Source organism: Paraburkholderia phosphatilytica (assembly GCF_003443895.1).
GTDB lineage: Bacteria > Pseudomonadota > Gammaproteobacteria > Burkholderiales > Burkholderiaceae > Paraburkholderia > Paraburkholderia phosphatilytica.
In genome coordinates this window covers 334,806-354,692 of the sequence record NZ_QQOA01000004.1, presented here as the reverse complement: position 1 = coordinate 354,692, position 19,887 = coordinate 334,806, and the positions used below count along the sequence as shown (strand labels likewise).

Below are 19,887 nucleotides of genomic sequence, written 5' to 3'. Positions count from 1 at the left end.
TGATGGTGTCTATTCCGGGCTTTCCGGTGGTCATATGCGTGACGGTCCCGGACGGGCGCGGCGGATCGCCCGGATTGCGCGTAGAGGCGGGATGGCGGACGGTGCGGGGCCGTGGCGCCTTCGCACCGGTGGGGCATACCGGCAGCGGGCGCCGCGCGATATGCGTGAGAGTCCATGAACTGTATTCGGCACGACGCATAACGCCATTTCGGAATGGTCGTGCGGGCGGCAGGGTATACCCGCGAATGGCTTTCGCGGAGCGCGGCAAGGGCGGCGCGATGTGATCGACAGATGAGGCCCACGGGTCAGGCGCGGTTAACGACGCCCCAGCAGACTCCCCGCATAGACGAGCGCGGCGAGCGCGGTGATCCAGAAGCTCGTCGGCCAGTCGGTGTAGAACGCGAGCGTCACGCCGAGCCACGCCTGCACGAGCGCGAGCAGCGCGGCCACGACGAGCCCGCTCGACAGCCGCGTCGTCATGTTCTGCGCGGCCGCGGCCGGCCCCACCATCAGCGTGAACACCAGCAGCACGCCGACGATCTGCGTGCACGCCGCCACCGCGAGCGCGGTGATCGCGAGAAACAGCACGGACACGAAGCGCAGCGATACGCCTTTCGCTTCCGCGAGCTCAGGTTGCAGCGACGCGAACAGGAGCGGCCGCATGATTGCCGCGAGCGCGATCAGGCTCACGACCGCGAGCCCTGCAAGCACGCCGAGCGTCTCCGTATTCACGCCGAGCACGTTGCCGAACAGCAGCGCGGTGACCTGCGTCGCATACGCGGTAAAGAAGTGCAGAAACAGCAGACCGAAGCCGAGCGACAGCGACAGGATCACGCCGATCGCGACATCGCGGCCCGCGAGGCGCTCGCCGAGGGCGCCCATGCCGACACCCGCGGCGAGCGTGAAGCCGATCATCCCCCAGATCGGCGAGATGCCGATCAGCACGGCGCCCGTCGCGCCCGTGAAGCCGACGTGCGATAGCGCGTGCCCCGCGAAGGTCTGCCCGCGCATCACCAGAAAATACCCGACGATCCCCGCCAGCACCGCGACGATCCCCGACGCCGCGAATGCGTTGACCATGAAGTCGTATTCAAACATCGTGCGTGTGTCCGTCGCGTGAGGCGTGATGGTGATGCGAGTGTTCGTGAGCATGCGCGTGCGAATGCCCATGCGACGCCGCGCCATGGTCGTGCGCGTGGCCGTCTTCGTCTTCGTGCTCGTGATCGTGCTTTTCCACTTCGACGTCGCCGGACATCACGAAGATGCGGCCGTTCACGCGCATCACGTCGATCGGCGAACCGTACAGCCGCGACAGCACCGGCTTCGTGATGACTTCATCGACCGTGCCGAGCGCCGCGACGCCGCTGCCGAGATACAGCACGCGGTCGAGCGCGTTGAGGAGCGGATTGAGTTCGTGCGCGGAGAACAGCACCGTGATGCCGAGCTCGCGCTGCACGCGCCGCACGAGTTCCACGACGCCGCGCTGATGATTCGGATCGAGGCTGATCAGCGGTTCGTCGAGCAGCAGCAGACGCGGCTCGCCGAGCAGGCACTGCGCGAGCAGCAGCCGCTGCCGCTCGCCGCCCGACAGCTCCGACAGCGGCCGCGTGGCCAGCTTTGTCGCGCCGACGAGTTCCAGCACGCGGTCGACATCGGCGCGCGTTTTCGGATCCGCGTGCGGCAGGCCCCAGCGGTGACCGTCGGCGGCCATCGCGACGAAATCGCGGCCGCGTACCCGGCGCCCCGCAAGCGCGCTGCGCGTCTGCGGCATGTAGCCGATCGACGCGTTGCCGCGCATCACGGTCTCGCCGAGCACGCGGATCGAGCCGGCCGCCGCGGGCACGAGACCGAGCACCGCGCGCATCAGCGTCGTCTTGCCGGCGCCGTTTGGACCGAGCACCCCGATGAACTCGCCCTGGCGGATGGTGAGGCTCGCGTCGCGCAAGATCGTGCGTTCGCCGAGTTCGAGCGTGACCGCGTCGAGCTCGAGCGCGGGCGCGCTAGCGGAGGTGCCGTCGGCGGGCCGCGCGGTCGGGCGGTCGGTCTGGTTCATGGATGTCCGTGTTGCGTGTCTCTTGCCTGCATTGTGCAGGCTTCGGCGGCGTTCGTGCGCCGCGCGTCGTTACTTTTACTTGAAGGCTGCCAGCGCGGTGTCGAGCGCGTCGAGTTGCGACAGCATCCACTGCTGGTAATGCTTGCCCGCCGGTTCCGTCTCCGTCACGCTCATCGTCGGCACCTTCGAGTCTTTCGCGAGCTTCAGCATGCGCTTCGTCAGTGCCTCGGTGGCCTGGCTGTTATAGATCAGCACGTGCACGCGGCGCTCGTGCAGATCGCGTTCGAACGCGGCGATGTCCGTCGCGCTTGCCTCGGTGTCGTTCATCGTTGCGAGCTGGAAGCTCAGGTTGCGCATGTCGAGCCCGATCGCATCAGACATATAGCCGAACACCGGTTCCGTCGCCGTGACCGGCACCTTCGCATAGCGGCCCTTCAGATCGGCGACTTTGCTGTCGATCGGCTGCAGCGACGCGAGGAACTTCGCGAGGTTCGCATCGTACGCCGGTTTGTGCGCCGGGTCAGCCGAATCGAGCGCCGCGGCGACCGCGCGCGCGACAGCGGGCATCGTCTGCGGGTCGTACCACAGATGCGGGTTGTCGCCCGCCTTCTTGCCCACGAGGTCCGCCGCGACGATCACCGTGCGTTTCGCGTTCTTCGACGCGCCCAGCAGCTTGGCCATCCACGGATCGTAATCGGCGCCGTTGTACACCACAAGGCTCGCGTTCTGCAGCGCGCGCGCCGTCTTCGGGCTCGCTTCGAACAGATGCGGATCCTGGTCGGGGTTGCTGAGGATGCTGGTCACGTCGACGTTGTCGCCGCCCAGCTGCTTGATCACGTCGCCGTAAAAGTTCTCGGCGGCGACGACCGGCAGCTTGCCGCCGGCGGCGAACGCGGCGTGCGCGAAGGTGAGGGCGGCGAAGCCGCCGGCGAGCGACAGCGCGATCCGGCGCACGGCGCGCAGACGCTTATGCAGACAGTTGGGCAGCGAGGGTGAAAGGCTGGACGTGGTCATCGTCGGTACTCTTCTGAAGGGGAGCAGGCGCGAAAGAGGTATCCGAAGCAGCCAGGATACCGGAGGCGCGATGATATAACGTATCACGAAGCGTGTCATCGATTCGCGCGGAAATGACCTACGATGGACTGACGCGGCGCACCATCGAAATCTCGATGCGCGGCTTGACATCGTCCGACACGTATCCGATCATTCGACCACAAACAGAGCAATTGATCGCGTGATGAGCGTTCGCTCACTGCGCAGGGCAAAAGCAGAACGATCGGAGACAGTCTGTGACGGCACGATTGCAGGACAAGGTGGCGATTCTGACGGGCGCGGCCAGCGGTATCGGCGAAGCGGTCGCGCGTCGCTATCTGGACGAAGGCGCGCGCTGCGTGCTGGTCGACGTGAAGCCGGCCGATGCATTCGCGCAGGCGCTCGTCGAGTCCGCTCCGGACCGCGTGCTCACGCTGTCGGCGGACGTCACGCGCCGCGACGATCTGGAACGCATCGTCGCCGCGACGGTCGAGCGCTTCGGCCGCATCGATATCCTCTTCAACAACGCGGCGCTGTTCGACATGCGCCCGCTGCTCGACGAATCCTGGGACGTGTACGACCGGCTCTTCGCCGTCAACGTGAAGGGCATGTTCTTCCTGATGCAACTCGTTGCGCGCCAGATGGTCGAGCAGGGGCAAGGCGGCAAGATCATCAACATGTCGTCGCAGGCAGGGCGTCGCGGCGAGGCACTGGTTTCGCACTATTGCGCGACGAAGGCAGCCGTGCTGAGCTATACGCAATCGGCCGCACTCGCGCTTGCACCGCACAAGATCAACGTCAATGGCATCGCACCCGGCGTCGTCGATACGCCGATGTGGAAAGACGTCGATGCCCTTTTCGCGCGTTACGAGAACCGCCCGATCGGCGAGAAGAAACGTCTCGTCGGCGAAGCGGTTCCGCTCGGCCGGATGGGGGTACCCGAGGACCTCACCGGCGCCGCACTCTTTCTAGCTTCGGCGGATGCCGATTACATCACCGCCCAGACGCTCAACGTCGACGGCGGCAACTGGATGAGCTGATTTCCACCCGCAAAACGTTGGCGCCAGAACGCAGCCACGCATCAAACGAAAAAGGAGACAAGCAATGAAACCAGTCCATCGATTCGCGCTGAAGGCGGTGAGCGCTGCTGCCGTGCTGTGCGCGTCGCTCGGCGCATCCGCACAGACGGTGACGATTGCCGCGTTGAACAACCCGGACATGATCGAGCTGAAGAAGCTGGCGCCAGCGTTCGAGCAGGCCAATCCCGGCATCAAGCTCAACTGGGTGATCCTCGAGGAGAACGTGCTGCGTCAGCGCGCGACGACCGACATCACGACCAACAGCGGCCAGTTCGACGTGATGATGATCGGCACGTACGAAGCGCCGCAGTGGGGCAAGCGCGGCTGGCTCTCGCCGCTCACGAACCTGCCGGCCGACTACGATCTCAACGACGTCGTGAAGCCCGCGCGTGACGGCCTGTCGTCGAACGGCACGCTGTACGCGCTGCCGTTCTACGTCGAGAGCTCGATGACGTTCTATCGCAAGGACCTGTTCCAGGCGAAGGGCCTGACGATGCCGGCGCAACCGACCTACGACCAGATCAAGGAGTTCGCCGACAAGCTCACCGACAAGGCGAACGGCGTCTACGGCATCTGTCTGCGCGGCAAGGCAGGCTGGGGCGAGAACATGGCGTACGTGACGACGCTCGTGAACACCTTCGGCGGCCGCTGGTTCGACGAGAAGTGGCACGCGCAGCTGACGTCGCCGGAATGGAAGAAGGCCGTCACGTTCTACACGGACCTGCTGAAGAAGGATGGCCCTCCGGGAGCGAGCTCGAACGGCTTCAACGAAAACCTGACGCTGATGTCGTCGGGCAAGTGCGGCATGTGGATCGACGCGACGGTGGCGGCGGGCATGCTCTACAACAAGTCGCAGTCGCAGATCGCGGACAAGGTCGGTTTCGCGCCGGCGCCGGTCGAAGTCACGCCGAACGGCTCGCACTGGCTGTGGTCGTGGGCGCTCGCGATTCCGAAGTCGTCGAAGCAGCAGGATGCGGCGAAGAAGTTCATCGAGTGGGCGACGTCGAAGCAGTACATCGAAATGGTCGCGAAGGACGAAGGCTGGGCGTCAGTGCCGCCGGGCACCCGCAAGTCGACGTATGACCGTCCGGAGTACAAGCAGGCCGCACCGTTCTCCGACTTCGTGCTGAAGGCGATCGAATCCGCGGATCCGAATCATCCGACCGCGAAGCCGGTGCCGTACACGGGTGTGCAGTTCGTTGGCATTCCTGAGTTCCAGTCGTTCGGTACGGTGGTCGGCCAGAGCATCTCGGGTGCGGTGGCAGGCCAGATGTCGGTCGACCAGGCACTCGCCGCGGGTAACGCGGCAGCCGATCGCGCAGTGCGCCAGGCCGGCTACCAGAAGTAAGCTGGCTCTCAGGCAAGCGCCAGTGAGGTCCGCGCGCGGCGGCGCATAGCCGCCGTGTGCCGGGACCGAAGCGTTCCGGCCGGTGCCCGCCGGCCGGACCCAGCAGCACAGCGGCTGCGTCCTCCGCGCAGTTCGCGCACTACCGAAGAGGTGGCCCGATCATGCGTCACACCAATCTTCCTCTCATGCAGGTACACGCCCACACCGAGCAGGATCGCGAAGCGCGAAGAGCATCGTCGACCCGCTGGCTGATCACGCCGTCGGTCGCCGTGCTGTTTCTCTGGATGGCGATTCCACTCGCGATGACGATCTGGTTTTCGTTCTCGCACTACAACCTGCTGAACCCGGACCTGAAGGGTTTCGCGGGCATCGACAACTACAAGTACCTCGCGACCGATCCGTCGTTCGTGCCGTCGATCATCAACACGCTGCTCTTGATCGGCTGGACGCTCGTGGTCACGGTGGTGGGCGGGGTGCTGATGGCGGTGCTGTTCGACCGCAAGTTCTACGGACAAGGCATCGCGCGGCTGCTCGCGATCGGGCCGTTCTTCGTGATGCCGACGGTCAGCGCGCTGATCTGGAAGAACATGATCTTCCACCCGGTGTACGGGATCATCGCGGCCGTGATGCGCTGGATGGGTCTCACGCCGATCGACTGGTTCGCGACCTATCCGCTCACGTCGATCGTCATCATCGTGTCGTGGGAATGGCTGCCGTTCGCGTTCCTGATCCTGTTCACGGCGATCCAGTCGCTCGACCAGGAGCAGAAGGAAGCCGCGAAAATCGATGGCGCCGGCCCGTTCTCGATGTTCTTCTTCATCACGTTGCCGCACCTGCGACGGGCAATCGCGGTCGTCGTGATGATGGAAACGATTTTCCTGCTGTCGATCTTCGCCGAGATCTACACGACGACGAGCGGCGGTCCGGGCGACGCGACCACCAACCTGTCGTACCTGATCTACGCACTCGGCCTGCAGCAGTTCGACGTCGGCCTCGCGTCCGCAGGCGGCATTCTCGCGGTCGTGCTGGCGAACATCGTGTCGTTCTTCCTCGTGCGCATGCTCGCGAAGAACCTCAAAGGGGAGTACGAAAAATGAGCCAGGCCGTCTCTTCTCCGGCGCCGACCACGGCGCCCACCCGCTCGCCGCTCGAATCTGTGGGGCGCGCGATCCCGGGCATCGTCGCGTGGATCGTCTCGCTGCTGCTGTTCTTCCCGATCTTCTGGATCGCGATCACGGCGTTCAAGACCGAGCAGCAGGCGTACTCGCTGTCGCTCTTCTTCACGCCGACGCTCGACAGCTTCCGCGAGGTGTTCGCGCGCAGCAACTACTTCGCGTTCGCATGGAACTCGGTGCTGATCTCGGTCGGCGTCACGGTGCTGTGCCTCGTGCTCGCGGTGCCCTGCGCGTATGCCATGGCGTTCTTCCCGAACAAGCGCACGCAGTCGGTGCTGCTGTGGATGCTGTCGACGAAGATGATGCCGTCGGTCGGCGTGCTGGTGCCGATCTATCTGCTGTGGAAGAACAGCGGGCTGCTCGATACGGTCTCGGGTCTCGTCATCGTCTACACGCTGATCAATCTGCCGATCGCGGTGTGGATGGCGTTCACGTACTTCAACGAGATTCCGCGCGACATTCTCGAAGCCGGTCGCATCGACGGCGCGGCGACGTGGCAGGAAATCATCTACCTGCTGATGCCGATGGCGCTGCCGGGCCTCGCATCGACGGCGCTGCTGCTCGTCATCATGTCGTGGAACGAGGCGTTCTGGAGCATCAACCTGTCGAGTTCGAACGCGGCGCCGCTGACGGTGTTCATCGCGTCGTATTCGAGCCCTGAGGGCCTGTTCTGGGCGAAGCTGTCGGCCGCGTCGCTGCTGGCGGTCGCGCCGATCCTGATCGTCGGCTGGCTGTCGCAGAAACAGCTCGTGCGTGGCCTGACCTTCGGGGCGGTGAAATGACCGACACGCAGCACCTGCTGATCTGCGATTGCGACGGCGTACTGATCGACAGCGAAGCCGTCGCCGCGCGGATGCTCGTGCACGAGCTCGAGACGCGCTGGCCCGATGCCGACGTCGAACCGGTGGTGCTCCCGCTGCTTGGCCTGCGCATCGAGCGCGTGCTCGACGGCGTCGCGACCGCGCTCGACCGTACGCTCGACGAGCACGACATCGACGCGATCCGCGCGGCGGTGGAGGGCGCGGCGGTCCAGGCGCCGGCCGTGGACGGCATCGCCGCTGCGCTCGCGCAGATTCCGCTCACGAAGGCCTGCGCGAGCAACAGCCATTCGCCGTACGTGCGCGCGGTGCTGGCCCGTACCGGACTCGCCGCGCACTTCGAAGGCCGCGTGTTCTGCGCCGATATGGTCGCGCAGCCGAAGCCCGCGCCGGACGTGTATCTCGCCGCATCGCAGGAGCTCGGCATCGCGCCGCAGCGCTGCCTCGTGGTGGAAGACAGCGTGACGGGCGTGACGGCGGCGCGCGCGGCCGGTATGAGCGTGCTCGGCTTCATCGGCGGCGGCCATGCGAACGACGCACAGATCGAGGCGCTGCACGCCGCCGGCGCGCAGCACGTGTTCGACGACATGCAGCGGCTGCCCGCGCTCGTCGCCCAATGGATGCTTCATGCAGCAGTCGGTTCGCACTGACGGAAACGTCGGTGTGCGAACCAGGCGCAACAGCGTAGTAAAACAGGAGACAACATCATGGCAAGCTTGACCTTGCGCAACATCAGCAAGCGCTATGACGACAACGAAGTCATGCGCGACATCAACCTCGACATCGCGAACGGCGAGTTCGTCGTGTTCGTGGGGCCGAGCGGTTGCGGCAAGTCGACGTTGATGCGCATGATCGCCGGTCTGGAGGACATCAGCGGCGGCGACCTCAGCATCGACGGCGTGCGCGTGAACGAGGTGCCGCCCGCGAAGCGCGGCATCGCGATGGTGTTCCAGTCGTACGCGCTCTATCCGCACATGACGCTGTACGACAACATGGCGTTCGGCCTCAAGCTCGCGGGCACGAAGAAGCCCGAGATCGACGCGGCCGTGCGCAACGCGGCGAAGATCCTGCACATCGACCATCTGCTCGACCGCAAGCCGAAGCAGCTGTCCGGCGGCCAGCGTCAGCGCGTCGCGATCGGCCGCGCGATCACGCGCAAGCCGAAGGTGTTCCTGTTCGACGAACCGCTGTCGAACCTCGACGCCGCGCTGCGCGTGAAGATGCGCCTCGAGTTCGCGCGTCTGCACGACGAACTGAAGACGACGATGATCTACGTGACGCACGATCAGGTCGAGGCAATGACGCTCGCGGACAAGATCGTCGTGCTGTCGGCGGGTAACGTCGAGCAGGTGGGCAGCCCGAACCGGCTCTATCACGCGCCGGCGAACCGCTTCGTCGCGGGCTTCATCGGCTCGCCGAAGATGAATTTCCTCGATGGCGTCGTGCAGGCGGTGGCGGCCGATGGCGTGACGGTGCGCTACGACACCGGCGAAACGCAGCGCGTGGCAGTCGAGCCGGGCAGCGCGAAGCAGGGCGACAAGGTGACGGTCGGCATCCGGCCGGAGCATCTGCACGTGGTGACGGGCGACGACGGCGTCGCGACGCGCACGATGACGGTGGAATCGCTCGGCGATGCGGCCTATCTGTACTCGGAGTGCCCGGTTGCGCCGGAAGGCATGATTGCGCGCATTCCACCGCTCGAGAAGCACACGAAGGGCGAGACGCTGAAGCTTGGCGCGACGCCGGACCACTGCCATCTGTTCGACTCGAATGGCCAGGCGTTCGAACGCAAGATCGTCGAGGTGCTGGCGGCTTGATGGCGCGATAAGCTCGCGCTCCGCTCGCGCGAAAGACATGAACGGCCACCGCGATCACACGCGGTGGCCGTTGTGCGTTTACGTCTGCTGCACGTCGGTGCCGGTATCGGCGTCGCCCTTGTCGATATCGATGCCGAGTTCGTCCGCCATCCGGCGCAGCTGCGAACGCAGCCGCGCGACTTCATCGGCGAGCGCCTTGTATTCGACCTTCAGCAGATCGAACTCGTTGCGCGAGCCGTCGGCGCCGGCGAGCGCTGACGAAGCAGGCGCCAGCGCGAGGTCCTGATCGACCTCGCCGCACAGCAGATGCATCCAGCGGCTTTCGCGCTCGCCGGGCATCCGGTTCAGCTTGATCACGCGCGGCGGCTCTTTCGCGGCGAGTTCGTCGAGAAACGCTTCGACCGACGAGTTGTCCGCGAAGGTATGCAGCCGCGACGAATTCATCCGCAGCTCGGCGGCCGTTTGCGGACCGCGCAGCAGCAGCGTGGCGAGTAGCGCGATCGCCTGGGTGGGAATGCCGAGCACGCGGCCCATGTTGTGCTCGAAGCGCGGCACGCGGCTGCTGCTCGCCTCGTTGACGAGGCTGAGACGCTTGAGGCTGTCGAGCGCGGACATCACGTCGTCGTCGCTCGCGTTCATCACCGGTGCGCGCGCGGTCTTCTGGTTGCAGCCCGACGTCAGCGCGTTCAGCGACAGCGGATAGGTGTCCGGCACGGTGTGCTGCTTTTCGACGAGCACGCCGAGGACGCGCGCTTCGAGCGGTGTCAGCTCGCGCATCGGCGGGCGGGGAGTGTCTGGAGTCGTATTCATGCGAATCAGCGGGTGAGGGGGCCCCGCAAGGATACTGCCGATCGTCCTTGCCGGCGTGACCGCGCGGTTACTGATGGCTGACGGCGCCGGCCGGCGCTTCGCCCGCGAAGTTCAGCTCGACGCCGTTGCCCGCCGGGTCCTGGAAAAACAGCTGGTATTGATCGGTGAGCGGCACGACGTCGCCGCGATAGCGGATGCCGAGCCGCGTGAGATGCGCTTCGAACTGCGCAGCGTCCGTGCAGGTGAACGCGACGTGATCGAACGTGCCGCTCACCTGCGTGTGGCGCACTTCGCCCTGACGCGCTTCCGACAGATGCAGCACCGCGTTGTCGCCGGCATAGAGCCAGTAGCCGAAGTGGCGGAACGGCGGACGTTCGCCCTGTTTCAGTCCGACGACGTTCACGTAGAAATCGCGCAGCGCATCGAGCGTGTCGCGCGATGCGCGCAGGTTGTAGTGGCTGAATCCGGTGAGCGGCATGGCGGCACCAATCAGGAACGCCCTTAGCGGGCCAGACGGTCATTCTATCCGGTGAGACCGGACCGCGCGCCCGGCGGTTATCATCGAAGCCTCGCCGAACTTCGCCGCAGGTGCCGATCATGTCCGCTTCCGCGCTGCCCGACCGCTACCTGATCACGCCCGATCCGTCGGCGGAGGCCGATGCGACAGCGACCGATGCGACAGCGACCGATGCCAGCGCCAGGTTCGACGCGTTCCTCGCGCGGCTCGACACCGCGTTATCGGCGGGCATCACGCTCGTGCAGTTGCGCGCGAAGACGCTGACGCCGGACGCATGGACCGCGCTGTCGCGCGACGCGCTGCGAATCTGCCATGCACGCGGCGCGACGCTGATCGCGAACGGTCCGCCCGAAGCGTTCGACCTGACGAAGCCGGTGAGCGCGGACGGCATCCATCTGAACAGCCGGCGCCTGATGTCGCTGTCGGCGCAGGAACTCGAACTCGTGAAGTCCACGCGCAAGCTGATTTCGGCCGCGTGCCACGATGTGCAGCAGCTCGAACGCGCGGCGCAACTCGGCGTCGACTTCGTCACGTTGTCGCCCGTGCTGCGGACGCAGACGCACCCCGATGCCGAACCGCTCGGCTGGCCGCGTTTCACGGAATGGGTGCAGCAGGCGCGCGTGCCGGTCTATGCGCTCGGCGGGATGCGGCCCGAACATCTGCCGTTCGCGCGCACGGCGGGCGCGCAGGGGATCGCCGCGATTCGCGGGTTGTGGTGAGCGAGAGAGCGCTCAGCACGCGAAGCAAACTTGCGCCGCCAACCTCACGCCGTCAATGCCGCCCGCGCGCACAGCTCATCGGTCACGAGCCCCGACAGCCAGCCGCCCTTCAGCGCCGCAATCACCGATGCGCGTTTGCGCTCGCCACCGGCGAAGCCGATGGTCGGCCGTTTCGGCGGCGAATCGAGATGCAGGCTCGTCACACGCCGGCCGGTTGGCGAATTTACGCTCGCACCGGACGCGTCCATCGGCAGCCCGAGCATTTCCGCGACCGCGCCTTTCTGCATCAGCTCCTTCACCTCGGCCGACGTGATGAAGCCGTCTTCGTGCAGCGGACAGTTCGGCCCGATATTGCCGATGCCGACGAACGCGACATCCGCTTCCTTCGACAGCGATTCGACGATCCGGTACAGCCGGTGATTGCACCATTGCGCGCGTTCGTTCTCGTTGTCGGCCATCAACGGCGCGGGCAGCAGGAAGTGCTTGCCGCCGGTCTTCTCGGACAGATGCATCGCGACGTCGTAGCGGTTCGACGAGCCGTCCTGCGCGATCGCGCCGACCATCGACACCAGCCGGTGCTGCGGCCGGTCGAGCTGGCCGACCTGATCGACGACGGCCTTCAGCGTGCGCCCGCTGCTGACCGCGACGACCATCGGTTTCTCGTCGGCGAGGTAGCGCTCCATCACCTGCGCGCCCGCCACCGCGAGCTTGCGGTCGATCTCGTCGGCGCTGTCGCCGTCCACCGGCACGACCTCGCACATCGTGAGGTCATAGCGACGCGACAGCTGCTCGGCGAGCGACAGACAATCGGCGAGCCGATGATCGACGCGCACGCGGATCAGGTTCTTTTCCACCGCGAACGCGACGAGCCGCTGCGCGACCGGCCGCGACACCTGGAGCTTCTCGGCGATCTCGTTCTGGGTATTGCCGGCGACGTAGTAGAGCCACGCGGCGCGGGTGGCGAGATCGAGTTTTTCGGTTGACCTGGGCACGATGAAAGGGTCTCCGTGACGGCGTGGATGACGACGCGCACCGGCATGTTCCCGGGCGCAGACGGTTTCACACGAGCCGTTTGCGTGACGGGTCGAAAAGCGGCCGTACGTGTCGGTACAGCGCGCGGTAACTGTCGAGCCGTTCGCGCAGCGCCGCATGGCGCGCCGCGTTCGGCGTGAATTCGGCCTGCACCGGCGGCTTCGTCAGCACCTCGTCCGGCTTGCCGCCTGCCGCGAGCCAGCCGAGCCGAGCCGCGCCGAGCGCCGCGCCGGTTTCGCCGCCGCCGTGCTTGCGCGTGGCGGTGTTGAGCGCATCGGCGAGCAGCTGCGCCCAGTACGTGCTGCGCGCGCCGCCGCCGAGCAGCGACAGCGCGCCGGTTTCGGTGCCCGCTGCGCGCAGCGCGTCGAGGCCGTCGGTGAGCGCGAGCGTCACGCCTTCGAGCACCGCGTAGCCGAGCAGCGCGCGGTCCGTTGCGTGCGTCATGCCGAAGAACACGCCCTGTGCGAACGGATCGTTGTGCGGCGTGCGTTCGCCGGACAGATACGGCAGGAAGAGCGGCGCGTTCGCGGGCGCATCGGCGGGCAATGCTTCGATTTCGGCGAGCAGCGTCGGCTCGTCGGTCGACGTGAGCTTGCAGACCCAGCGCAGACAGCTCGCCGCGGACAGCACGACGCTCATCTGATGCCAGCGGTCCGGAATCGCGTGGCAGAACGCGTGCACGGCGGAAGCCGGATTCGGCCGGAAGCGGTCGCCGACCACGCACAGCACGCCCGACGTGCCGAGCGACACGAAGCCATCGCCCGGTTGCGTCGCGCCGATGCCGATCGCGCTCGTCGCGTTGTCGCCGCCGCCCGCCGCGACCACGACCGGCTCGCGCAGACCCAATTCCTGTGCGAGCTCCGGGCGCAGCATGCCGGACGGCGCGCTGCCTTCCGCGAGCCGCGGCATCTGCTCGCGGCGCATGTCGCACGCGGCGAGGAGCGCGTCGGACCAGTCGCGTTTCGCGACGTCGAGCCACAGCGTGCCCGCGGCGTCGGACGGATCGGAGACCTTGTCGCCGGTCAGTTGCAGGCGCAGATAATCTTTCGGCAGCAGCACGCATGCGGTGCGGCGGAAAATCTCAGGTTCGTGACGCGCGACCCACAGGAGCTTTGGCGCGGTGAAGCCCGGCATCGCGAGATTGCCGGCCACCGCGTGCAGCTCGGGCGCGCGCCCGGTCAGTTCGTCGCACTCCTCTACGCTGCGCATGTCGTTCCACAGGATCGCGGGGCGCAGCACGCGGTCTTCGGCATCGAGCAGCACCGCGCCGTGCATCTGGCCCGACAGGCCGATGCCGCGGATCCGCGCGAATTCCTCGGGATACTTCGCGCGCAGCGCGGACAGCGCGACGCGCGTGCCATTCCACCAGTCGGCCGGGTTCTGCTCGGCCCAGCGCTGATGCGGGCGCGACACCGTAAACGGCGAGCCCGCCGTGCCGATCACGCGGCCATCCGGCGCGAGCAGCAGGACTTTCACTTCGGACGTGCCGAGGTCGATGCCGAGATACATGGACGCCAGAACCTTAGTGGATGGGATGCGCTACTTTAGCCGCGCGCGGCGCGGATGACCATGGGCGTTAGACCTGAGCGTCATATGCCCGCGGTCCGCGCCTGGATGCCAGGATCGCCAGCATGCCATAGCGCGCACGCATGCCGGTCGCAAAACGATGATGCCGCGTATCACGCGATACGCGGCATCGGGCGATGCAGCAGGGTGAACGGAACGTGCGTGCGAAGCCTTACGCGCCGCGCTTCACGAGCCACGCGTCCACCCGCCCGAGCGCAGCGCGCATCGCGTTCTCGAGCTGGTCGGCGCCGGCCATGCTGCCCCACAGCAGCTTGTCGGCGGCGAATGCCTTGACCGGATCGGCGGCCGCGAAGAAGCCGCGCGCAACCTTCTCGTCCATCACACCGTCCTGATACGCGTACGGCAGCCTGCCCTGCCGCCAGCGGTCGAGGAAGCGGAAGAACAGCGCAGGCAGCATCGCGGTGGCCGCGGGCTCGACGCCGCGCGCGAAGCACTCGGACAGCGTCGGCGCGATGAAGCCCGGCAGCTTCGAGAAGCCGTCTGCGGCGACGCGCTGGTTGGTGTCCTGGATGTGCGGATTGCCGAAGCGGTCGAGCACGACGTCGCGGTACTTCGCGAGATCGAGCGGGCTCGGCGTGAGGCACGGAATCACGTCCTGCGTCACGTAGTCGTACGCGAACTGGCGGATGTCGGCATCGAGCGTGCCTTCGTGGATGTACGACAGGCCGACGAGCGTCCCCGCCCACGCGATGCAGCTATGCGTGGCGTTCAGGATGCGGATTTTCGCTTCCTCGTACGGCAGCACCGAGTCGACCAGTTCCGCGCCGACGCGCTCCCATGCGGGGCGTCCGGCCGCGAAATGATCTTCGATCACCCACTGGATGAAGGCCTCGCCCATCACGGGCGCCTTGTCGTCGACGCCGGTCGCGGCTTTCACGCGCTCGCGCACGTCGGGCGTGGGGCGCGGCGTGATGCGATCGACCATCGAGCACGGGCTCGTCGTGTTCGCGTCGAACCACGCGCGCAGTTCGGTTGCGCCGCGACGCTCGAGAAATTCGATCATGCCGCGATGAAAGCGCTCGCCGTTGCTGCGCAGGTTGTCGCACGTCTGCATCGTGACCGGGCCGGCGTTCGCGCGCATCCGCGCTTCGAGGATGGCTGCGAGTGCGCCGTAGATCGTCGAGCTTCCGCCGTTCAGATCGGACGCCAGATCGGGATTGTTGAGATCGAGACGATCGTGCTCGTCGAGGTAGTAGCCGCCTTCGGTGACGGTGAACGCGATGATCTTGCACGCCGGGTCCGAGCCCGCTTCGATCAGCGCCGTCAGCTCCGGGGTCCAGGGCAGCACGCGGTCGATCGAGCGCACCGTTTCGTACGCGCGTTCGCCGTGCGGCGTGACGGTTTCGAGCGTATAGGTGCCGCCTTGCGACGCGAGCGCTTCCATCACCGCGTTCATGTCGCTGCGGATGTTGCCGACGGTGAGGGACCAGTGGGGTTCGCCCGGCTGCGTGGCTTCGTTCAGCCGGTGCAGGTACCAGGCCTGATGTGCGCGATGAAACGAACCGGCGCCGATATGCAGGATCACGTTCGTGTCGCTGCGTTGCCCGCTATTCATGTGCGTCTCCTGTGTCGGCCAGAGTTAGCGCTTCAGCGCTTACTCTGGTCCCATGCAAGTGATTGCAGTGGATGGTCGTGAGCGCTTTAGCTACTGCCGTCCCATACAAGTTGTTTTGCTGTTGAGCTGGAGTTAGCGCGCAAGCACGCTCCAGCCCATGCAAATTGTTCTGTTACTGCCGATGAGAGCATTTGCTCTATACGTGAACGAATGATCGTATTCGCTTCAATGAAAGTCAAGGCAAAGCGCGTCGCTTTTCATCGCGCAGCGCCGCAAGACGCCCTGCTGTGAAAGGCTTTCGCGCGCCTCACGGGACACGGCGTGCGGCCTCGTTCGACGTGCTGCATCGCATCAAGCCGGGCATCGTTCTGCGGGGCCCGAAGCGTCGTGTACATCGGCAACGCCTCTTCACTCTACAAATCGAACCCGGGCGGTGCCAAGGTCGATCGCAGTGGCCGCGACGATTCCATCGAGGTGTGATATCACGAGACTCCGTCCGGCAAAATGCAGGCGGCGAAGCACAATCACGGAGACAACATGGACTACGTCATCGGCGTCGACATCGGCACGCAGAGCACGAAGGCGCTGCTCGTCGATCAGCACGGCGCGATCGTCGCGCAGCACGCGGCGGGTTATCAGCCTGACACGCCGAAACCGCTGTGGGCCGAGCAATGGCCGTCGGTGTGGCTGAAGGCAGTGACCGAGTGCATTGCCGCGTGCGTGACGAAGGGGCGTGAAGCGGGTGTCGCGGCCGCGTCGATCAAGGCCGTCTGCGTGAGCAGCCTGTACGGCGGCTCCGGCATTCCGGTCGATGCGCAGATGCAGCCGCTCTATCCGTGCCTGATCTGGATGGACCGCCGCGCCACCGCCGAAGTCGACTGGGTGCGCGCGAACGTCGATACCGAACGGCTCTTCACGATCACCGGCAACGGCGTGGACAGCTACTACGGCTACACGAAGATGCTGTGGTTGCGCGGGCACGAGCCCGACGTGTGGGCGAAGACGCGCTACTTCCTGCCGCCGAACGCGTATGTGATCCATCAGCTGACGGGCGAGATCGCCGTCGATCACAGCGCCGCGTGCAACATCGGCGGCGTGTACGACATCGCGCGCCGCGACTGGTCCGACGAAGCGCTCGACATGCTCGGCATTCCCGCGACGATGATGCCGGAGCGGCTCGTCGAGTCGTCGGACGTGGTGGGCGGACTGCTCGCGCAATGGTGCGAGCCGCTGGGTCTGGAGGCGGGCACGCCGATCGTCGCGGGCGGCGTCGATGCGGCGATGGCCACGTTCGCGGCGGGCGTGACGCGCGCGGGTCAGCATGTCGCGATGATCGGCACCAGCATGTGCTGGGGCTACATCAACCAGAGCGTCGATGCGCGTCATGGGCTCGTCAGCATGCCGCATGTGTTCAACGGCCTGCAGGACATCTACGTGTTCGGCGGCGCGATCACCGCGGGCGCGTCGGTTACGTGGTATCGCGAGCAGTTCTGCCACGAGGAAACCGAAGCGGCGAAGGCCACGCCGCATGGCGACCCGCATCGGCTGCTGGAAGAACAGGCTGCGGGGATTCCCGCCGGTTGCGACGGCGTCACGTTCCTGCCGTATCTGATGGGCGAGCGCAGCCCCGTGTGGGACGCGAAAGCGAGCGGCGCGTTCGTCGGACTGAACCTGTTCCATACGCGCGCGCATCTGTATCGCGCGGTGCTGGAAGGCGTGTCGTTCGCGCTCCAGCACAACATCGTGGCCGGCCGCAAAGGCGCGCAGTCGCTCGAAGAGCGGCTCGTGGTGGTGGGCGGCGCCGCGCACTCGGACCTGTGGATGCAGATCATCGCGGACGTCGCCGGCTTCCCGGTGTTCACGATCGAGCAGGATGTGGAGGCGGCGATGGGCGCCGCGTTGCTCGCGGCGTACGGCGTGCGGCTGATTTCGCGCGAGACCGCGCAGAAGGGCTGGGTGCGGCTCGTCGAGCGCGCGCGTCCGGATGTGGAACGTCAGCGGCTCTATGCAGACCGTTTTGCCGTTTACGCCGATCTCTATCCCGCGTTGAAATCGGCCATGCACAGGTTGGCGTCTTAAGCGAAGTTAGCGAAGTGAGGACGCTGCCTACAGCACCGTCCTCACGTGCCACAACTCCGGAAACAGCACGACGTCGAGCATCTTGCGCAGATACGGCGCGCCGCTCGTGCCGCCGGTACCCTGCTTGAAACCGATGATGCGTTCGACCGTCGTCACGTGACGGAAGCGCCATTGCCGGAACGCATCTTCGAGATCGACGAGTTCTTCCGCCATCTCGTACAGCTCCCAATGCTGCGACGGATTGCGGTACACCTCGAGCCACGCGGCTTCCACGCTGGCGTCGTGCACGGTCGGCTGGGTCCAGTCGCGATCGAGCCGGTCCGTCGCGATCGGAAAACCGCGGCGTGCAAGCAGCCGGATCACTTCGTCGTAGAACGACGGTGCTTCGAGCGTCGCCTTCACTTCGGCGTACACGTCGGCGCGATGCGCGTGCGGCCTCAGCATCTGCTCGTTCTTGTTGCCGAGCAGGAACTCGATCTGCCGGTACTGGTACGACTGGAATCCCGACGAGCTGCCGAGATACGGCCGCATCGCGGTGTATTCGGACGGCGTCATCGTCGCGAGCACGCTCCACGCCTGCACGAGCTGTTCGAGAATCCGCGACACGCGCGCGAGCATCTTGAACGCGGGCGGCAGTTCGTCGCGATGCACCGCGCCGAGCGCGGCACGCAGCTCGTATAGCGCGAGCTTCATCCACAGCTCGCTCGTCTGATGCTGGATGATGAACAGCATCTCGTTGTGATCCGGCGACAGCGGATGCTGCGCGGACAGGATCGAGCCGAGCGACAGATAGTCGCCATAGCTCATCGATTGCGAGAAATCGAGCTGCGCGTCGTGCCAGCCGGCTTCGTTCTTATCGCCGCCTTGCTGTGCAGGATCGGCGTCCTGCGACTGCGTCGTTTGCGTGTTCGGCTGGCCTGAGCCGTGGCCGAACGGGCAGCCGGAAGCGTTGGGGTTCGTCATCGGCGTGTCCTCAGGTCACCGCGCCGCGCGTCGCGAATTCGGGCGCGCGCCATACCTCGCTCGCGAGCACGTCGCGCAGCGTTTCGACCGCGTCCCACACATCGACGTAGCGCGTGTAGAGCGGCGTGAAGCCGAAGCGCAGCACGTGCGGCTCGCGATAGTCGCCGATCACGCCGCGCGCGATCAGCGCCTGCATCACCTCGTAGCCGTGCGGATGCGCGAAGCTCACGTGCGAGCCGCGCTCCGCGTGCTCGCGCGGCGTCACGAGTTCGAGCGGAAATTCGGCGCAACGTTGTTCGACGAGCGCGATGAACAGATCGGTCAGCGCGAGCGACTTGCGCCGCACCTGCTGCATGTCGGTCTGCAGGAACACGTCGAGCCCGCATTCGACGAGCGCCATCGACACCATCGGCTGCGTGCCGCACAGAAAGCGCGCGATGCCAGCGTCCGGACGATACGACGGCTCCATCGCGAACGGCGCGCGGTGACCCCACCAGCCCGACAGCGGCTGCGAGAACGTGCCCTGATGATGCTTCGGCACCCACACGAACGCCGGCGAACCCGGCCCGCCGTTCAGATACTTGTACGTGCAGCCGACCGCGTAGTCGGCGTCGACGCCGTTCAGGTCGACCGGCACCGCGCCCGCCGAATGCGCGAGGTCCCACAGCGCGAGCGCGCCGGTCGCATGAATGTGCTGCGTCAGCGCCGCCATGTCGTGCATGTAGCCGGTGCGGTAGTTCACGTGCGTGATCATCGCGACCGCCACGTCCTGATCGATCGCGGCCGGCAGCTCCGACGGATCGTCGACGAGGCGCAGCTCGTAGCCGCGGTCGAGCTGCTCGATGAGCCCCTGCGCGATGTACAGGTCGCTCGGGAAATTCGAGCGCTCCGATACGATCACGCGGCGCCCGGGCGCGCGCTCCGCCTGCACGCGCAACGCCGCGGACAGCACCTTGAACAGGTTCACCGAGATCGTGTCGGTGATCACCACTTCGTCTTCGGCCGCACCGATCAGCGACGCGAGCTTGTTGCCGAGGCGCTTCGGCAGCGCGAACCAGCCGGCGGTATTCCAGCTGCGGATCAGGCCTTCGCCCCATTCGGCGCCGATCACCTGCTGCGCGCGGGCGGCGGCGGCCTTCGGCGGCACGCCGAGCGAATTGCCGTCCAGGTACAGCGTGTCGGGCGACAGCGCGAACTGCTCGCGCAGTGCTCGGAGCGGATCGTCACGGTCGAGCGCGAGAGCGTCGTCGCGGGTCTTCATCATGGTTTCGTCAAAAAATGCGTCAGTAGAGGGTTGGAAGCG

General features: G+C 66.2%; 18 protein-coding genes. 8 read left to right on the top strand and 10 right to left on the bottom strand.

The window, feature by feature from the left end; genetic code table 11:
- Positions 1-315 precede the first annotated feature (315 nt).
- The 3 genes from DVS29_RS06905 to DVS29_RS06895 form a co-directional block, all read right to left on the bottom strand.
- Positions 316-1,098 carry a metal ABC transporter permease gene (locus DVS29_RS06905; RefSeq protein ID WP_118179663.1) on the bottom strand — a complete coding sequence of 261 codons (783 nt, stop codon included), beginning with the start codon at positions 1,096-1,098 and terminating at the stop codon, positions 316-318.
- Positions 1,091-2,053: an ABC transporter ATP-binding protein gene (locus DVS29_RS06900; RefSeq protein ID WP_118179662.1), complete on the bottom strand. Its 963-nt coding sequence runs from the start codon at positions 2,051-2,053 to the stop codon at positions 1,091-1,093. Before DVS29_RS06900 ends, DVS29_RS06905 begins: the two co-directional genes overlap by 8 nt.
- A gap of 75 nt (positions 2,054-2,128) precedes the next feature.
- The gene (locus DVS29_RS06895) at positions 2,129-3,067 is read right to left on the bottom strand and encodes a metal ABC transporter solute-binding protein (protein ID WP_118179661.1); all 939 of its coding nucleotides are present in this window, start codon (positions 3,065-3,067) and stop codon (positions 2,129-2,131) included.
- 275 nt (positions 3,068-3,342) lie between these two features.
- Between DVS29_RS06895 and DVS29_RS06890 the strand changes: the two genes are divergently transcribed.
- The 6 genes from DVS29_RS06890 to DVS29_RS06865 all read left to right on the top strand — a co-directional run bounded on the left by DVS29_RS06890 (position 3,343) and on the right by DVS29_RS06865 (position 9,322).
- Complete coding sequence (locus DVS29_RS06890; protein ID WP_118179660.1) at positions 3,343-4,125, top strand: L-iditol 2-dehydrogenase; 783 nt, start codon at positions 3,343-3,345, stop codon at positions 4,123-4,125.
- Positions 4,126-4,189: 64 nt separating this feature from the next.
- Entirely contained in the window at positions 4,190-5,512 is a 1,323-nt protein-coding gene (locus tag DVS29_RS06885; RefSeq protein ID WP_118179659.1) for an ABC transporter substrate-binding protein, read from the top strand.
- Positions 5,513-5,673: 161 nt separating this feature from the next.
- Positions 5,674-6,609 carry a carbohydrate ABC transporter permease gene (locus DVS29_RS06880; RefSeq protein WP_118179658.1) on the top strand — a complete coding sequence of 312 codons (936 nt, stop codon included), beginning with the start codon at positions 5,674-5,676 and terminating at the stop codon, positions 6,607-6,609.
- Entirely contained in the window at positions 6,606-7,469 is an 864-nt protein-coding gene (locus DVS29_RS06875; RefSeq protein ID WP_118179657.1) for a carbohydrate ABC transporter permease, read from the top strand. Before DVS29_RS06880 ends, DVS29_RS06875 begins: the two co-directional genes overlap by 4 nt.
- Positions 7,466-8,155: an HAD family hydrolase gene (locus DVS29_RS06870; protein ID WP_118179656.1), complete on the top strand. Its 690-nt coding sequence runs from the start codon at positions 7,466-7,468 to the stop codon at positions 8,153-8,155. The genes DVS29_RS06875 and DVS29_RS06870 overlap by 4 nt, the downstream gene beginning before the upstream one ends.
- A gap of 57 nt (positions 8,156-8,212) precedes the next feature.
- Positions 8,213-9,322, top strand: a complete 1,110-nt coding sequence (locus tag DVS29_RS06865; RefSeq protein ID WP_118179655.1) for an ABC transporter ATP-binding protein — start codon at positions 8,213-8,215, stop codon at positions 9,320-9,322.
- Positions 9,323-9,400: 78 nt separating this feature from the next.
- On the opposite strand, the gene DVS29_RS06860 is transcribed toward DVS29_RS06865, so the two are convergent.
- Positions 9,401-10,132, bottom strand: coding sequence for a YceH family protein (locus DVS29_RS06860; protein ID WP_118179654.1), 732 nt, complete (start codon positions 10,130-10,132; stop codon positions 9,401-9,403).
- A gap of 67 nt (positions 10,133-10,199) precedes the next feature.
- A complete protein-coding gene (locus DVS29_RS06855) occupies positions 10,200-10,610 on the bottom strand; it encodes a VOC family protein (protein WP_118179653.1) in 411 nt (136 codons plus the stop codon).
- 119 nt (positions 10,611-10,729) lie between these two features.
- Here DVS29_RS06855 and DVS29_RS06850 point away from each other — a divergent pair, with 119 nt between their 5' ends.
- Positions 10,730-11,368, top strand: coding sequence for a thiamine phosphate synthase (locus DVS29_RS06850; protein WP_118179652.1), 639 nt, complete (start codon positions 10,730-10,732; stop codon positions 11,366-11,368).
- A gap of 44 nt (positions 11,369-11,412) precedes the next feature.
- On the opposite strand, the gene DVS29_RS06845 is transcribed toward DVS29_RS06850, so the two are convergent.
- From DVS29_RS06845 to dalD, 3 genes are all read right to left on the bottom strand, one after another.
- On the bottom strand, positions 11,413-12,360 hold the full coding sequence (locus tag DVS29_RS06845) for a sugar-binding transcriptional regulator (protein WP_118179651.1): 948 nt from the start codon (positions 12,358-12,360) through the stop codon (positions 11,413-11,415).
- Positions 12,361-12,427: 67 nt separating this feature from the next.
- The gene (gene xylB, locus DVS29_RS06840) at positions 12,428-13,909 is read right to left on the bottom strand and encodes a xylulokinase (RefSeq protein WP_118179650.1); all 1,482 of its coding nucleotides are present in this window, start codon (positions 13,907-13,909) and stop codon (positions 12,428-12,430) included.
- A gap of 229 nt (positions 13,910-14,138) precedes the next feature.
- Positions 14,139-15,542, bottom strand: coding sequence for a D-arabinitol 4-dehydrogenase (dalD, locus tag DVS29_RS06835; RefSeq protein WP_118179649.1), 1,404 nt, complete (start codon positions 15,540-15,542; stop codon positions 14,139-14,141).
- A 537-nt stretch (positions 15,543-16,079) separates the two neighbouring features.
- On the opposite strand from dalD, the gene DVS29_RS06830 reads away from it, so the two are divergent.
- Positions 16,080-17,621 (top strand): FGGY-family carbohydrate kinase, encoded by a 1,542-nt coding sequence (locus DVS29_RS06830; protein WP_118179705.1) that lies wholly within the window; start codon positions 16,080-16,082, stop codon positions 17,619-17,621.
- 27 nt (positions 17,622-17,648) lie between these two features.
- Here DVS29_RS06830 and kynA read toward each other — a convergent pair whose 3' ends face one another.
- Together kynA and kynU are read right to left on the bottom strand one after the other, a co-directional pair.
- Positions 17,649-18,584 carry a tryptophan 2,3-dioxygenase gene (gene kynA, locus DVS29_RS06825; protein WP_240655493.1) on the bottom strand — a complete coding sequence of 312 codons (936 nt, stop codon included), beginning with the start codon at positions 18,582-18,584 and terminating at the stop codon, positions 17,649-17,651.
- 10 nt (positions 18,585-18,594) lie between these two features.
- Positions 18,595-19,845 carry a kynureninase gene (kynU, locus tag DVS29_RS06820; protein ID WP_118179648.1) on the bottom strand — a complete coding sequence of 417 codons (1,251 nt, stop codon included), beginning with the start codon at positions 19,843-19,845 and terminating at the stop codon, positions 18,595-18,597.
- Positions 19,846-19,887: the final 42 nt, after the last annotated feature.